The organism is Desulfolutivibrio sulfodismutans DSM 3696 (assembly GCF_013376455.1).
Classification (GTDB): Bacteria; Desulfobacterota; Desulfovibrionia; order Desulfovibrionales; family Desulfovibrionaceae; genus Desulfolutivibrio; species Desulfolutivibrio sulfodismutans.
Map to the genome: position 1 here is coordinate 2,390,207 of NZ_CP045504.1, position 15,726 is coordinate 2,405,932.

The 15,726-nt window shown below is 67.2% G+C and carries 7 protein-coding genes; all 7 read left to right on the top strand.

The window, feature by feature from the left end; all coding sequences use genetic code 11:
* The first annotated feature begins 112 nt into the window (after positions 1-112).
* The 7 genes from GD606_RS11220 to GD606_RS11250 all read left to right on the top strand — a co-directional run bounded on the left by GD606_RS11220 (position 113) and on the right by GD606_RS11250 (position 15,689).
* Positions 113-1,441, top strand: a complete 1,329-nt coding sequence (locus tag GD606_RS11220) for a glycosyltransferase family protein (RefSeq protein WP_176629282.1) — start codon at positions 113-115, stop codon at positions 1,439-1,441.
* Positions 1,387-2,244, top strand: coding sequence for a glycosyltransferase family 2 protein (locus GD606_RS11225; RefSeq protein WP_176629283.1), 858 nt, complete (start codon positions 1,387-1,389; stop codon positions 2,242-2,244). Before GD606_RS11220 ends, GD606_RS11225 begins: the two co-directional genes overlap by 55 nt.
* Positions 2,226-3,287 carry a glycosyltransferase family protein gene (locus tag GD606_RS11230; protein ID WP_211922257.1) on the top strand — a complete coding sequence of 354 codons (1,062 nt, stop codon included), beginning with the start codon at positions 2,226-2,228 and terminating at the stop codon, positions 3,285-3,287. Before GD606_RS11225 ends, GD606_RS11230 begins: the two co-directional genes overlap by 19 nt.
* The gene (locus tag GD606_RS11235) at positions 3,280-5,229 is read left to right on the top strand and encodes a capsule polysaccharide biogenesis protein (RefSeq protein ID WP_163303572.1); all 1,950 of its coding nucleotides are present in this window, start codon (positions 3,280-3,282) and stop codon (positions 5,227-5,229) included. Before GD606_RS11230 ends, GD606_RS11235 begins: the two co-directional genes overlap by 8 nt.
* Positions 5,230-5,374: 145 nt before the next feature.
* Positions 5,375-13,021, top strand: a complete 7,647-nt coding sequence (locus GD606_RS11240) for a type I polyketide synthase (protein WP_176629284.1) — start codon at positions 5,375-5,377, stop codon at positions 13,019-13,021.
* A 15-nt stretch (positions 13,022-13,036) separates the two neighbouring features.
* A complete protein-coding gene (locus tag GD606_RS11245; protein ID WP_163301541.1) occupies positions 13,037-14,440 on the top strand; it encodes an aminotransferase class I/II-fold pyridoxal phosphate-dependent enzyme in 1,404 nt (467 codons plus the stop codon).
* 7 nt (positions 14,441-14,447) lie between these two features.
* Positions 14,448-15,689 carry a capsule polysaccharide biogenesis protein gene (locus GD606_RS11250; protein ID WP_163301540.1) on the top strand — a complete coding sequence of 414 codons (1,242 nt, stop codon included), beginning with the start codon at positions 14,448-14,450 and terminating at the stop codon, positions 15,687-15,689.
* Positions 15,690-15,726 lie beyond the last annotated feature (37 nt).

The window sequence follows — 15,726 nt, forward strand, 5'->3', positions numbered from 1 at the left end:
CTGCTGCGCCCCTCCGCCCCGCTTGCCCTGCTTTGCGCTCCGGATTACAATTCCAAGACGAAACTGGTTTTCCCCCGATTCGAACGCATATACAGAGGATAGACACGCCGCAATGCTTCCTCGCACCAACCTTTCCAAACAGCACCCTGTCCCGGTGACTCTGGTTCCCCTGTCCCACGTGGCGCATGCTCCGGGAGATACGGTGTGGCGTTCCCTGGGGGAGACGCCGCGTCTGGAACTGCGACCGCCGGGCCGGACCCTGCCCGAGGGGTGGATTCATCTCCAAGGACGGCTCCTGCGGCGTAGCGGCGCCTGGACAGCCTTCCTGCATGCCGAGGCCGGGAAACGGGAACCCGTGCGCTTCGAACTGCCGGTCTCCCTTAAGGGCACCATCAACGAGGTGCTCTGCCTCCCGGGCGGCGTGACGCGGCTGGTCCTCGAGCCCATGCAGGGCGAGGGGGAGTTCACCCTCGGCGAATTCAGCTTCAAACCCGTGGGAGAGGTGGAGCGGGTACGGCGCATGTACCAGCGCATTGTCGCCATGTTTTACAAGTATCCCCGGGCCCGCCGCAAACGCGCCGGGCTGCATTCCAAAACGGCGATTCTGCGGCTTCAGGAGGCCTATCGCATTGCCGGTAGGCTGCGGACCCTCTCCCCGGTCATCCCGTACGACCGGTGGATCAGGGAGTTCGACCTGCTGACGGAAAAGGACCGGGAGGCCATCCTTCGGGACACGGCGCGCCTGCGCCGCCCCCCCCGGTTCGTGGTCCATGTGCAGGGCGGCCATGCCCCTGCGGCCCGCCGGGCCACGCTGGCCTCCCTGCGCCGCCAGCTCTATCCGCACCATGAAATCCGCGACGCCGCGCCCGCCCTGGCGGGCGGGGACCGCCGGACATGGTTCGTCTTTCTGCCGCCCGGCGCGGCTCTGGCCCCCCACGCCCTGTACTGGATGGCCCGGACGGCCTTCGACGACACGCGGGTGCGCCTGATCTACACCGACCACGACATTCTCGACACGGGCGGGGCGCGCCGCGATCCGGCGTTTAAGCCCGACTGGTCCCCGGAGCTTTTGCGCTCGACCAACTACATCGGCCACGCCGCGGCCATCCGGGGCGACCTCCTGGCCGCCCTGGGCCTTGATCCGGACGTCTTCGACATGCATGGCCTGCTGTTGCGGGCCGGGGAGCGGATTCCGCGCTACGCCGTGGCCCATGTGCCTGCCCCGCTGTTCCATCTGCCGCCCCCCGGCGATCCGGGCAACCCAAACGGCTCCAGCCCGTCCCAGGTGGCGGCCCACCTGGAACGCCTGCAGGTGGCGGCCCAGGTGGAACCCACGGCCAGGGGCCATTGCCGGGTCCGCTATCACCTGCCGCCAAAGCCCCCCGGGTGTCCATCATCATCCCCACCCGCGACTGCCTGGCGGTGCTGCGGACCTGCCTGACCAGCCTGCTGGAGAAAACCGACTATCGCCGCTTCGAGATCCGCATCGTGGACAATTCGAGCCGCGATCCCGAGACCCTGGACTACCTGGCACGCATAAACGGCCATCCCCAGGTCAAGGTGCTGCGCTACGATCTGCCGTTCAACTATTCGGCCATCAACAACCACGCCGCCGCCCACTGCACCGGGGACGCCCTGTGCCTGCTCAACAACGACACGGAGGTCATCGGCCCAGGCTGGCTTACGGAAATGCTCGGGCATCTGGTGCAACCCGGGGTGGGCGTGGTGGGGGCCAAGCTCTATTATACCGACGGCCGCATCCAACACGCCGGGGATGTCGTGGGTCCGGGGGGATGCGCCAACCATCTGCACGCCTGCCTTGAAGGGGACGATCCCGGTTACTGCGACCGGGCCATCCTGGCCCAGGAACTCTCGGCGGTCACCGCCGCCTGCCTGCTCACCTGGAAGGACGTGTACGACCGCATGAAGGGCCTCGACGCCGTCAATCTGCCCGTGGCCTTCAACGACGTGGACTATTGCCTGCGCGTGCGCAAGGCCGGGTTGCGGGTGGTCTGGACCCCCTACGCCGAATTGTACCACCACGAATCCTACAGCCGGGGCGACGACAGCGCCTCTCCCGAGCGCAAGGCCCAGGCCCGCCGCGAGGTCCGCCACATGCGGGCCCACTGGAAACACGTCATGCGCCACGACCCCTTCTACAACCCCAATTGCAGTTATTCCCACCCGGACTTCTCCCTCAACATCGCCCCCCTGGTGCGCAAACCATGGCTCAACCGGCCATGACCGGGCATCCCGCGACGCCTCCGACCCGGGCCATTGTGGTGGAGGAATGCGACAACCCCTCTTCGGCCTATTTCCTCTTTCCGGCCCTGGCGCATCTGCCCTGCCCCGTCACCCGCCGCAGCTTCGCCGATCTCCCAGGTCCGGCCGAACTGGATGGGGCCATGGTGGTGCTGGCCCGGTATGTCCCCGGGGGCTGGGTGCGCCTTCTGACTGCGGCGCGGCCCCGCCTGTCCCGGCTGGCGTTTTTCATGGACGACGACCTGTTCGATACCGCCGCCTCCCGGGGCGCGCCCCTGCATTACCGGTTCAAGCTGTGGCGGCTGGCCGCCCGGCGGCGGGACTGGCTCTTGTCCCAGAAGGCGGAATTCTGGGTGTCCACCCCGGCCCTCATGGAGAAATACGCCGCCTGGGGGCCGCGCCTGGTCCTGCCCGCGCCCCTCCCGGCCGGGGCCGCATCCCCGGATGCGGACACGCGGCGGATTTTTTACCACGGCACGGCCTCCCACAACCCGGACATCCGCTGGCTTTTCCCGGTCATGGCCGAGGTCTTGGCCAAAAACCCCCGGCTGGCTCTGGAAATCGTGGGGAAGCGGGCCGTGGCCACGCTGTTCAAACCCCTGCCCCGGGTCACGGTGGTCCATCCCATGCCCTGGCCCGCCTACCGGATCTTCGCCGCCACGCCGGGACGCCACGTGGGCTTGGCCCCCCAGCTCGATTCGGCCTTCAACGCCGCCCGCTCCTATACCAAGTTCTGCGACATCACCCGCAGCGGGGCCGTGGGCGTCTACGCCGCAGGCTCGGCCTGCGCGGACGTGGTGGAGCACGAAAAAGACGGCCTGGTGGTTCCCATGCAGCCTGCCGCCTGGGTTGCGGCCATCACCCGGCTGGCCGGGGACGACGGGCTGCGGGCGGCCATGTTGCAAAACGCCCAGGACAAGCTGGCGGAGCTGTCACGTAGGGCCGAGGCCTCCCACGCCCGCCTTTTCGCCGCGCCCCCGGGGACCCCGGAAGGCGCGCCTGACGCGGGGGCCACGGATGCCTGAGCGCGCCCGCCTGCCCCTGGCGACAGCCCCGGCCGCCCTGGCCCTGAGCCGGTTCGTGGCCACCATGCCCAATCTGCCCACGGTGCTTGGCGTGCCCCTGGTACGAGTGCGGTTTGGCCTGGGCGCGGTCCCCGGGGCCTGGGTACTGGCCTGGGGCCGCAAGGTCTCGGGGCTGGCCGCCGAACGCTTCGCGGCCCGGCGCGGCCTGCCGGTGTTGCATGTGGAAGACGGCTTCCTGCGCTCCGTTTCGCCGGGACGCGGCCACCCCCCCCTCTCCATCAGCCTCGACGACCAGGGCGTCTACTACGACGCCCGCAATCCCTCCCGCCTGGAAACCCTGGCGACCCTTCCCTGCACCCCGGAGGAACTGGCCCGGGCGCAGCGCCTCGTCGAGTTGTGGCGGGCGGGCCGGGTCTCCAAATACAACCATGCCAGGGAATACGGGGGCGAGCTTCCCGAGCCTTTTGTCCTGGCCATCGACCAGACCTTCGGCGACGGCTCCATTGGCCACGGCCTGGCCGGACCCGGGAGTTTTTCCCGCATGCTTGAGGCGGCGCTGGCCGAACATCCGGACAAGACGGTGGTGCTCAAAGTCCATCCCGAGGTGGTCTCCGGCCGCAAAAAAGGGCATTTCGACCTGGACGCCCTGGCCCGCCTGGACCGGGTGCGGGTCTTTTCCGGGAACGTGCATCCGGTGGGCCTGCTTAAGCGGGCCGCCGCCGTCTACACGGTGACGTCCCAGGTGGGCTTCGAGGGCCTCATGTGGGGGCGTCCCGTGTCCACCTTCGGCATGCCCTTCTACGCCGGATGGGGCCTGACCCGCGACGCCCTTGCCCCGCCCCCGCGCCGCCGCCCCATCCCCTTGTTGCAGTTGGTCCACGCCGCCCTGGTGGATTACCCGCGCTATGTGGACCCTGAAACCGGGGAACCCTGCCCGCCGGAGCGGGTGCTCGAATGGATGGCCCTGCAACGCCGACAACGGGAACGCTTTCCCGCCGTGGTGCATGCCCAGGGCTTCACCCGGGAACAACGGCCCGGCGTCGTGCGGCTTTTTCAGGGCAGCCAGGTCCGTTTTTACCGGCCCGGCGCGCCCATGTCCCCGGACGCAGCCCTGGCGGTCCCGGAACACGCCGCGCCTTCAGATGCCCCGGAGACGACGCTGCGGGTGCGCGACGGCTTTTTCCCGGGCGCGGGGCTTGCGGACGGCCCCGAAGCCCCCCTGTGCGCCATGGTCGACGGTCCCGGCTCTCGCATTGAGGATATGCTGGCCACGGCCCGGTTTTCCGATGAAACCCTCGACCAGGCCCGGCGTCTGAGGGGATGGATCGTGGACCGGGGACTGACCTTCTGGCCGCAAGAAAGCGGGCAGTGGCAGCGTCCGGCCGCTGTCGGCCGAGTGGTGCTGGTGTTTGGAGAAGACCCGCACGTTGACGCAGACAGGCATTTTCTGAAAGCTGTGCGTGAAAAAGAATCAGCCGCCTATATTATTTACAAACCGCACCCTCATATATTAAAGGATCTTTGGTTGGGTATGCGCGCCAGACAGGGGAGCCCCTATTTCGACGAAATCGCGATTTCCGTATCCATGCATTCTCTCCTCACCCAGGTGAATGCCGTCCACGTCCGCACGTCGTGGGCGGGTATTGACGCGTTACTGCGCGGGAAGGACGTATTTTGTCATGGCGCTCCATTTTATGCCGGATGGGGATTGACCACCGATTCCCCACCCGGAGTCTGCCGCCCCAGAAGACTTTCCCTGGACGAACTGCTCGCCGGTTTTTTTGGGCTTCACCCGGTTTACCTTCGTGGCGAAACAGGGCATTTTACTCAATTCGAACGTTTTTTTACAGAATATTCCACCGGACGTACGAAAAGGAACACGGCATTTCCTCGGAAACTCTTCACCCACGTCGTGCGGCTGCTCAATCTTTCTCCCAGATGATCGTGGCGGACGGCATGTTTGTCCCCAGCGACTTCTCCGGGTTAGAAAATTTTTTTTGTTTTTTTCATATAAATGAGGATATTTTCCATTCTCTCGCTGAAAGGGTACATGCCAAATCGCTTCTGATGCGAAGAACAACAAAACAATGAGCATAAAAAAAATCGCCATCATCGGCGCGGCCTGCCGTCTTCCTGGAGGAGTGGCGTCCCTGGACTCGTTGTGGGACGTACTCGCCTCCGGCCGCGATGCCGTGACCGAGATCCCTGCCGACCGATTCGACGTCCCGGGTTTTCTGCATCCCCTGCGCAACGCCCCTGGCCGCTCCTGCACCCTGGCCGCCGGCGTGCTGGACAATATCGGCGACTTCGACTTTTCTTTTTTCGGCATCTCGAAAAAGGAAGCCGAATACATGGACCCCCAGCAGCGGCTGCTTTTGGAGATGGCCTGGGAGGTTCTGGAAAACGCCCATGTCCCCCCCTCCAGCATCGCCGGAACGAACACCGCCGTATTCATCGGCTCCTCCTCCCTGGACGCCAGCATGCAGCGGGCCGACGACCCCTGCGTCATCGGCCCCTATTCGATGATCGGCAACACCCTGGGTCTTCTGTCCAACCGCATTTCCTATCTCCTGGACATCCACGGGCCGAGCATGACCATCGACACGGCCTGCTCCGCCTCCCTGGTGGCCCTGCACCAGGCCTGCCAGACCCTGGTCACGGGCCAGGCCGGCATGGCCATCGTGGGCGGGGTGCACATGCTGTGCAGCCCCCTGCCCTTCGTGGGCTTCTCCAAGGCCCACATGCTGTCCAAGGACGGCCGCTGCAAAGTCTTCGGCAAGGACGCCAACGGCTACGTCCGGGCCGAGGGCGGCGGCCTGCTTTTGCTCAAGCCCCTGGACGCCGCCCTGGCGGACGGCGACCGCATCCATGCGGTGATCGCCAAGACCGGGATCAACACCGACGGCAAGACTATCGGCATCGCCTTTCCCAACAAAGCGGCGCAGATGTCCCTGTTGCATTCCCTGTACAGCGACCCGGAGCTCGACCTGCGCAACCTCTGCTACATGGAGGCCCACGGCACCGGGACCGCCGCCGGCGATCCGGTGGAGGCCCATTCCATCGGCGAGGTGTTCACCGCCCTTAGGCCCTCGGCCCCTCCCCTGCTGGTAGGGTCCGTCAAAAGCAGCCTGGGACACCTGGAACCAGCCTCGGGCATCGCCGGACTGCTCAAGGCCATGCTCGTCCTCAAGCACCGCACCGCACCGCCCAGCCTGCACCTTGACGAACCCAATCCGGACATCGACTGCCAATCCCTGGGCATCTCCTTCGTGACCACGCCCACCCCCCTGCCCCGGACGCCGGGACCGGCCATGGTGGGGGTCAACTCCTTCGGCTTCGGAGGGGCCAACGCCCATGCCCTGCTGGAGGCCGCGCCGGACGCCGCCCCCGCCCCCCCCGGCCGCGACGCCGCCCCCGGGCCGCTTCTGCTCTCCGCCCACAGCCAGGGCAGCCTGCGACGGCTGGCCGGGATGTACGCCGCGCGCCTGGAGGAGGCTGCCCCGGACGAACAGTGCGCTATCGTCGCCCAGGCCGCCCTGTGCCGGGACCATCTCAACCACCGCATGGTGATCGAGGACGCCGCCGTTTCCGGAGTCATAGGGGCCCTGCGCCTTGTCGCCGCAAGCGAAGAGGCCCCGGTCAAGGATCGCCGCGTGGTCAAAGGCGACATTTTGGGCGGCGTGATTCGCACGGCCTTTGTCTATTCCGGCAACGGGGGCAATTGGGCGGGCATGGGAAAGGCCCTTTTTTCCGCCGACCGGCATGCGGCCCGGGCCCTGGACGAGGTGGACGCCGCCATGGCCCCCCTTCTGGGCTGGTCCCCGAAGGAGCTGTTCCTGTCCAAGGACGCGGGCTGGGATGCGGCACGCATCGACGTGGTGCAACCCCTGCTTTTCGCCATCCAGGTCGGCTTGACCCAGTCCTTGCGGGCCAGGGGGGTCGCCCCGGACATGGTCTTCGGGCACAGCATCGGCGAGGTGGCCGCCGCCTGGGCCTGCGGCGCCCTGACCATGGAACAGGCCAGCCGGGTCGTTGTGGAACGCAGCAGGCTGCAACGGGAATCCCACGGCCTGGGCGACATGGCCGTGGCCCAACTCGGCGAGAAAGACGCCCAGGCCCTGCCGGAGGTCGTCGCGGGCGAACTCGAGATCGCGGCGGTCAACAGCGCCCGCTACGTGACCTTGACGGGTTCGGCCACGGCCCTGGACTCGGTTCGGGCGGCCCTCAAAAAACGGCGGGCGGTCTTTCGCGGCCTGAAGCTGGGGCACCCCTTTCACAGCCAGGCCATGGAGGCCATCAAGGACCGGCTCCTGGCCGGGCTCTCCGGGGTGCAGCCAGAGGCCGGGGACGTGGCATTTTATTCCACGGTCCATGGCCGGGAATGCCCGGGCGGGAACCTTGGCGCGGACTATTGGTGGACCAACCTGCGCAGGCCGGTTCGCTTTCGCGACGCCGCCCTGGCGGCCCTGGACGCCGGGGCTCGAATCTTTATCGAAATCGGCCCGGACGCCCTGCTCCAGCCGTTTCTGAAAAACTGCTTCCTGGAACGCTCCGCCACCACCGTCTACCTGCCCTCCATCAAGCGCGACACCCACGACGGCCAGGTGGTGCACACCCTGTGGAAGCAGGTGCATGTCCACGGCGGGCGGGTGCATCTCCCGGCGATCTTTCCGTACAGGCCGTCCTTTGTGGATCTTCCCGCCTATCCCTTCGACCGGGAACCCTGCATGGCGGAAGCCACCCCGGAATGCCTGGATCTGTTCGGGGCCAAGCCTGCGGCGCATCCCCTGCTCGGCCGCCGTGTCCGGCGTGGCCTGCCCGTCTGGGAAAACACCCTGGACACGCATCTCGTGCCCTTTTTGGCGGACCATGTGGTGGGCAGCGAGGTGGTGCTGCCCGGGGCCGCCTACCTGGAGATGGCCCTGGCCGCCGCCCTGGAGGCCTACGGCCCGGGGGCCGTGGAGATGGAGAACGTCGAGTTGCGCCATCCCATGACCTTTATCCAGGGCAAAGGCCGCGTGGTGCGGTTCAGCTTAAGCGCCGAAGGCGGCGATTTCATCATCGAAAGCCGGGAACTCCTCCAGCCTGCGGGCATGGTGCAGCACGCCAGCGGCCGCATCGTTCCCCGGCTGCACAAGGCCTTTGCCCCCGCCACCCTCCCCCCTGCCCGGGGTGCGGAGGAAGACGTGGCCGGGCTCTATGCCAAGGCCGTGGACTCGGGCCTGCACTTCGGCCCGGCCTTTCGGCCCATGCGCCAGGTCTGGAGGGACGGGGATATGGCCATGGCCCGCCTGGCCCTTGAGCCGAAGGCCATCTTTCCCGGCGCCATCCTGCACCCGAGCCTCATCGACGGCGCTTTCCAGATGCTCTTGTCCCTGGTGTCCTGGCAGGACGGCAGCCTGGAGACCTTCATCTATCTGCCCATCCGCGTCGGCCGTATGCAGATGCTCACGCCCGGCGTGGCCACCCATGCCGTGGCCGAGATGGCCCACCAAAGCAAACGCGCCCTGGCGGCCTCCTTCCAGCTTTTCGACGCCCAGGGCCGGGAACTGGCCCGGCTAAACGACTGCCGTTTCGCCCGGGTCCGGACCCGGGACAGCCTCCAGAGCCAGCAGCATGTCTATGCCACGGCCGTCGTGCCCTCCCGCCACCCCCTGGACGTCTCGGCCTCGGCCGTGCCCGCCCAGGCCGAAGTCGATGCCCTGGCCGCCCCGGGAATCGACGCCCTGGCCCGGAGCGAAGGTTCCCTGCGCCGCCGCCAGGAGGCCCTGCCCTTTTTCACGGCCCTGGTCCTTTCCCAGACCATGGAGGCCCTGCGCTCCCTGGCGGGCCGCCGCCGGGAATTCACCGTGGCCGAACTGGCCCGTCTGGGCGGCGTGCCGGAAGGGATGGAGCCGTATCTGGCCTATGCCCTGCACTTCCTCGTACAGATGGACATGGCCACCGCCCGGGGGGAACACTTCCGACTGGCCGCAGAGGATCTGCCGCCCGCCGCTGAGCTGTGGCGCACGGCCCTGGCGGAATTTCCCGAGCATGTCGACGAACTGGCGCTTCTGGGGCAGATCGGCAAGGATCTTGGCGACATCCTGCGCGGCAGGCTGTTGGCGGCCCCGCTCCTGACCCTGCGCCCCGGCAGCGCCATGGAGAATCTTTTTTCCGCCTGCCCCCGCCACCAGGACGGTCACGCCGCAGCCGCCATCCTGCTCGACGCCATCCTGAGCGCCACACCCCGGGGAAATGGCCTGCGCATCCTTGAGGCCGAGGCCGGACCCGGCGGACTGGCCCAGACGCTCATTCCCCGGCTGGCCCCGGGTGTGGCGGAGTATGTGCTGGCCGACCGCGATGAGCATTTCGTGGAGCAGCTTTCGGCCCGCTTCCTGGCCTCTCCCAACGTCCAGGCCTGCGTGTTCGCCCCGGACGACCCCGAGGCCTCCCTGCCGGAGGCCATGGCGGGAGGCGGTTTCGACCTGATCTTTTTCGGCCATGCCCTGTATCGTCTGACGGACGTCCCCCAGGCCTTGATCCGCCTGTACGACCTGCTGCGCCCGGGGGGCATGATCGTGGTCGTGGACACCCCGCCCCATCCCGTGGCCGATCTGCTGTTCGGGCTGGCCCCCGACTGGTGGCGGGAGGAATCCCGCAACGGCCGCCCCGTCTCGCACCTGATGGATAGCGCGGAATGGGCGCACTGCCTGGCGGCCGCCGGATTTTTGCCCCCGCACCGCTACCTGGGCGGGGACGACAGCGACGTGCTGCTTCTGGCCGCCCGGAAAGCGCCGACACAGGCCGCGCAACACATTCGCCCCGCCCGCAAGCGGTGGATCTTTTTCGAAGACACGGCCAGCGCCCCCGAGGCCCGGATCGTGTCCGAGGCCCTTGGCGCAGCCCTGCGGGCCACCGGTTCCGAGCCCGTGCGGGTGACGTCCGGCCCGGCATTTCAGGGCACGCCGCAGGACGGCTTCACCCTTGATCCGGAATCCCGGGAGCACTGGAAAAAGCTGTTCCAGGCCATGGGAGAGACAGGGGCCAGCCTGGAAATCGTCCACCTTGCCGGGTTCGACATCCGCCAGGAACCGGACCCGGAGACCCTCGACGACATCCAAAACCGCCGCGTGGCCAGCGCCGTGGCCCTGGCCCGGGGATGGCGCAAGGCCAAGATTCCCGCCGGACTGTGCCTGGTGACCGGCGGCGCCCTGCCCCTGCCGGGGCAGACCTCGCGGCCCGTGCCGTCCCAGGGGGCCCTGGCGGGCCTTGGCCGGGTTTTGATCAACGAAATGCCCGGGCTTTCGCCCCGGCTGGTGGATCTGCACGCCGACCCCGACGGCGGACTTCCCCTCGATGCCGCCGTACGGGAGATCCTGTGCCCGGTCAGGGATCTGGTCGCGCCCGGCCAGGACGACAAGGAGGTGGCCGTCAACAGCCAGGGACGCTTCTGCCTGCGGCTGGCCCCCTTGGAAACGGCGGCCATGGCCGTCCCAGCAGCCACGCAGCCCCCCCAGGCCGTGACCCTGGAGATGACCGAACAGGGACGGCTCGACGCTGCGACCTGGCGGCCCGCCGTGCCCCCCCGGCCCGGCAAGGGCCAGGTGCTCATCGCCAACAGGGCCGCCGGGGTCAACTACCGCGACATCATGTTCACCCTGGGCCGCATCCCCGAAGAGGCCCTGGAAAACGGCGCGTCCGGCCCCACCCTGGGCCTGGAATGCTCCGGAACCGTCCTGGCCGTAGGCCAGGACGTCACCGGGATGGCCCCGGGAGACGCGGTATGCTGCCTCAGCGGCAGGGCCTACGACTCCCATGTGCTGGCCGAGGCCACGGCCGTTTTCCCTCTGCCCCGGGGCATGACCCACACCGCCGCCGCCACCATCCCCGTGGCCCATTTCACGGCCTGGTACGCCCTGACCCACCTGGCCAGGCTGGCCCCGGGCGAGCGGGTGCTCATCCACGGCGCGGCAGGCGGCGTGGGGCTGGCGGCCATCCAGATCGCCATACTGACGGGCGCGGAAATCTTCGCCACGGCCGGCTCCCCGCAAAAACGCGCCCTGCTGTCCGGCCTTGGCGTGCCCCATGTGCTCGATTCGCGCAGCCTGGATTTCGAGGAACGCGTCCGGGAACTCACCGACGGCCAGGGCGTGGATGTGGTGCTCAACTCCATCTCCGGCGAGGCCCTGCAAAAGAGCCTGGGGCTGCTTCGCCCCCTGGGCCGGTTCCTGGAGCTTGGCAAGGTGGATTTCTACACCAATACCCCCCTGCGCATGCGCCTTTTGCGCAACAACATCAGCTTTTTCGGGATTGACGTGGACCAGGTGATGCAGGTCAATCCCCTGCTGTGCCGCCGCCTGTTCCTGGAGATGCTTGAACATTTCGAGAAAAAAGGCTTGTGGCCCCTGCCCCACTCCGTCACACCCCGGGCGGCCATAGCCGAGGCCTTCCGCCGCATGCAGCAGTCACGCCACATGGGCAAGCTGGTGGTGGCCATCGACGAGCTGGCCGCAGGCGTCCGGCCATTGCCGCCCGCCGAACTCGGCCCCCTGGAAGCGAACGCCTGCTATCTGGTCACCGGAGGACTCGGCGGACTCGGATTGGCCGTGTGCGACCGGCTGGCTGCTCTGGGGGGCAAACACCTGGTGGTTGTCGGCCGCAGCGGCGCCGTTGCGGACGCCCAAAAGGCCGCCGTATCGCGCCTGGAGGCCGCAGGCGTCCGGATGACGGTGGTCAAGGCGGACGTGGCCGACGCCGACAGCCTGGCCGACGCCCTTAAGGCCGCCCTGTCCGGCCTGCCTCCCTTGCGGGGCGTGGTGCATTGCGCCGGGGTGCTGCGCGACGCCACCATCGCCAACCTCACCTCGGCCGACATCCGCGCCGTACTGCGGGCCAAGGCCCTTGGCGGCTACAACCTGCACCGTCTGACCAGGGACATCCCCCTGGACTTTTTCATCATGTTTTCCTCGGCCACCACGGTCCTGGGCAATCCCGGCCAGGGAAACTACGTGGCCGCCAACACCATGCTCGAAAATCTGGCCGCCTACCGGCGCAGCCTGGGCCTCCCTGCCGTGACCTTCGGATGGGGCCCCATCTCCGACGTGGGCATGCTCACCAGCCGCCCCGAGGTGTTGCAGTCCCTCAAAACCCTCACCGGGGCCCAGGAACTGCGGGCCGAAACAGCCATGGACCACATGGCCAAATACGCCCGCCACGACCAAAGTTCGCTGCACGTCTTCCGGGTGAGCTTCAAAAAGCTGTCCCGGCTGCCGTACGTCGCCTCCCCCATGTACCGCTACGTCATCTCCGAGGGCTCCTCGGAACAGGCCGCCCTGGAGCAGGTAGACATCCGCGAGGTACTGCGGGGGCTTTCGCCCAAGGACGCCGTGGTGCATCTGGCCACGCTTTTATCCCAACATTTCGCCCGCATCCTGCGGGTGCCGGTCTCGAAGATCCGCCACGACAAACCCATGGGCGAACTCGGCATGGACTCCCTCATGTATGTGGAGCTGGGCCTGGCCACTGAGGAGGCCTTCGGGGTTGACATCTCGTCGCTTAGCCTGGACAAGACGGCAAGCATCCTCACCCTGGCGGAGATGATCCACCGCCAGTTCGAACAACCGGCCGGTTCCAAAGAGGCGCAGGCCGAGGCCGTTTCCCGGCTTCTCCGGGACGTTCACGGCGTCAGCATATCTGCGGGAGACGCCAGACGGCTGCTGGAAGGCGAGGCTTCCCACTCCCGGCCCAACTGATCCATGGAAGATGGCATGACATTCGACGATAACAGATCCCCCGGCCTGGCCGAAAAGGACCGGCTGTCCCTGATTCAGAAGATGCGCGAAAAGCTCGCCCAGCGTGAGCCCGGCCGCGCCACGGGACACGCTCCCGCGCCTTCCGGGACCGAGGACTCGGCCTGCGATTTCAGCCAGTTCGCGGATGTGAAAAAAATCGCCATTCACAAAGCCGTGGCCAAGCAATGGGGCATCGATTCCCTGTATTTCCTGTGCCACGAGGGCGTGGCCCGGGACACCACGGTCATCGGCGGCAAGACCTGCCTCAATTTCTCCACTTACGACTACCTGGGCATAAACGGCTCCGAAGCCCTCAACGCCGCCGCCAGGGCCGCCCTGGAAAAATACGGCAGCAGTTCCTCGGGCAGCCGTCCCACCTCCGGGGAGCGCCCCCCCCACCGCGAACTCGAACGGGCCCTGGCCGATCTGCACGGCGCACAGGACTGCGTGGTCTTTGTCAGCGGACACGCCACCAACGTCTGGACCATCTACCAACTGTTCAAAAAACGCGACGTGGTGTTCTACGACAGCCTTTCCCACAACTCCATCATCCAGGGGGCTCAGATCTCCGGGGCCGTGCGCCTGCCCTTTTCGCACAACGACCTGGACGCCCTGGAGGAACTCCTGGCTGCGGAGCGCCATCGCTACCACCGGGCCCTGATCGTCACCGAGGGGCTTTTTAGCATGGACGGGGACATCCCCGACCTGCCCCGTCTGGCGGAGCTCAAAAAGAAATACGGCTGCTTCCTGATGGTGGACGAGGCCCATGCGCTGGGGGTTTTGGGCCCCACGGGCCGGGGTCTTGCCGAACATTACGGCATGGACCCGGGCGTGGTGGACATCTGGATGGGCACCTTGAGCAAGACCCTGTGCGGTTGCGGCGGCTATGTGGCGGGCCGGGCCGAGCTTGTGGAATGCCTGAAATATCTGGCCCCCGGCTTTCTCTACAGCGTGGGCATGTCTCCCCCCCTGGCCGCCGCCAGCCGCGAGGCCGTGGCCGTGATGCTCCGCGAGCCCGAACGGGTGCGCAGGCTTCAGGAGACCAGCCGTTTTTTCCTGGACTACGCCAGGCAAAAGGGGCTGGACACCGGCCGGGCCCAGGGATACGCGGTCGTCCCCATCATGGTCGGCGGTTCCGTGGAAACGGCCATGCTGGCCGCCCGGCTCTTCCACCAGGGGGTGTACGTCATCCCCATCATCTTCCCGGTGGTGGAGGAGAAGGCCGCCAGGCTGCGTTTTTTTCTCTCCTGCTCCCACACCAAGGCCCAGGTTCGCCAGGCTCTCGACCTGGTGGCCAAGGAACTGCCCCTGGTGCGCCAGACGGCTGCGGCCATGGCCGAGGACAGGGACAATGACGCCGGGCTGGACGGCCAGGACTAGCCACCCCGTGGATGGAATCCGAGCAACCGATCCGCACAGTCGATCCTTCCTGTTTCTGCAAGGTCCGCAAAGCCGTTTTTTTCGCCGCTTGGGCCTGGCCATCCGGGACACGGGGGCACGCATCCTCAAGGTGAACATCTGCGGCGGGGACGTGTTCCACTGGCCAAGGCCTTGCACCTGCCTGTATCGGGGCTCCCGGGGCGACTGGCCCCAATGGGTCGCCGAGGCCATGGATCGCCACGCCGTGACCGACATCCTGCTTATGGGCGACAAACGGCCCATGAACCGCGACGCCATCTGCATCGCCCGGTCCCGGGGCATTGCCGTGCATGTGCTGGAAGAAGGCTACCTGCGCCCCAATCACATCACCCTGGAACGCGACGGGGTCAACACCCGCTCCCGGCTCCCCGCCACCCCCGAGGCGGTGCGGCGCGAGGCCGGGTTGCTCCCGGACCCGCCTGCCTACCCTAACGTCCCGGACAGCATGAAGATCCGGGTCAGGGACACCATCCGCCACCATGTGGGGAACTTTCTTTTGTGGGGGCTTTTCCCGCGCTACCGCACCCACCGCCCCTACACCATCGGCTGGGAGCTCACGGGGTGGCTGCCGCGCTATGCCACCCGCCGCAGACGTCAGGCCCGGGCCCTGGCCGCCCAAACGGCCCTTTTGGACTCCGGACGGCCCTATTTTCTTTTCCCGCTCCAACTCGACGCCGACATCCAGGTGCGTTCCTATTCCCATTTCGGGGTGCGCGACTCCATCATGCAGGTGTTGTCGTCCTTTGCCGCCAGCGCGCCCAGGGACATGACGCTCGTGGTGAAAAACCATCCCCTGGACAACGGACTGATCAACCTGGACCGTTTCGTGAACAGCTTCGCCCGGGCCACGGGCATCCGGGACCGGGTGGTCTTTCTCGACGGCGGGCAGGGCCGTCTGCTCATGGAGCGTGACCAGTGCCTCGGGGTGGCCCTGGTCAACAGCACCATGGGCCTGGAGGCCCTGGCCCTGGACCGTCCGGTCTTTTCCCTGGGCCGCGCGCCCTACGCCATGCCCGGCCTGGCCGCCACCCAGACGGATTCGACCCTGGATGAGTTCTGGACCGACCCGCACCATCCCGATCCCCGGCTTTTGCGCGATTTCGTCAAGATTTTGCTGCACAAGGCCCTGGTTCTGGGCAACTTCTACACCGATTGGGGCATCGAGCTGGCGGTGGAGGGTTCCTTGCGCCGTCTGGGGCTTGTCGCCTAAGATTGCGCGGCGAACGGCCATCGATTTCCGGACGCCC

Bases quoted from the DNA above. Each gene is read 5' to 3' on its own strand.
- GD606_RS11220 (WP_176629282.1), top strand. From the start codon at position 113: ATGCTTCCTCGCACCAACCTTTCCAAACAGCACCCTGTCCCGGTGACT.
- GD606_RS11230 (WP_211922257.1), top strand. From the start codon at position 2,226: ATGGCTCAACCGGCCATGACCGGGCATCCCGCGACGCCTCCGACCCGG.
- GD606_RS11235 (WP_163303572.1), top strand. From the start codon at position 3,280: ATGCCTGAGCGCGCCCGCCTGCCCCTGGCGACAGCCCCGGCCGCCCTG.
- GD606_RS11240 (WP_176629284.1), top strand. From the start codon at position 5,375: ATGAGCATAAAAAAAATCGCCATCATCGGCGCGGCCTGCCGTCTTCCT.
- GD606_RS11245 (WP_163301541.1), top strand. From the start codon at position 13,037: ATGACATTCGACGATAACAGATCCCCCGGCCTGGCCGAAAAGGACCGG.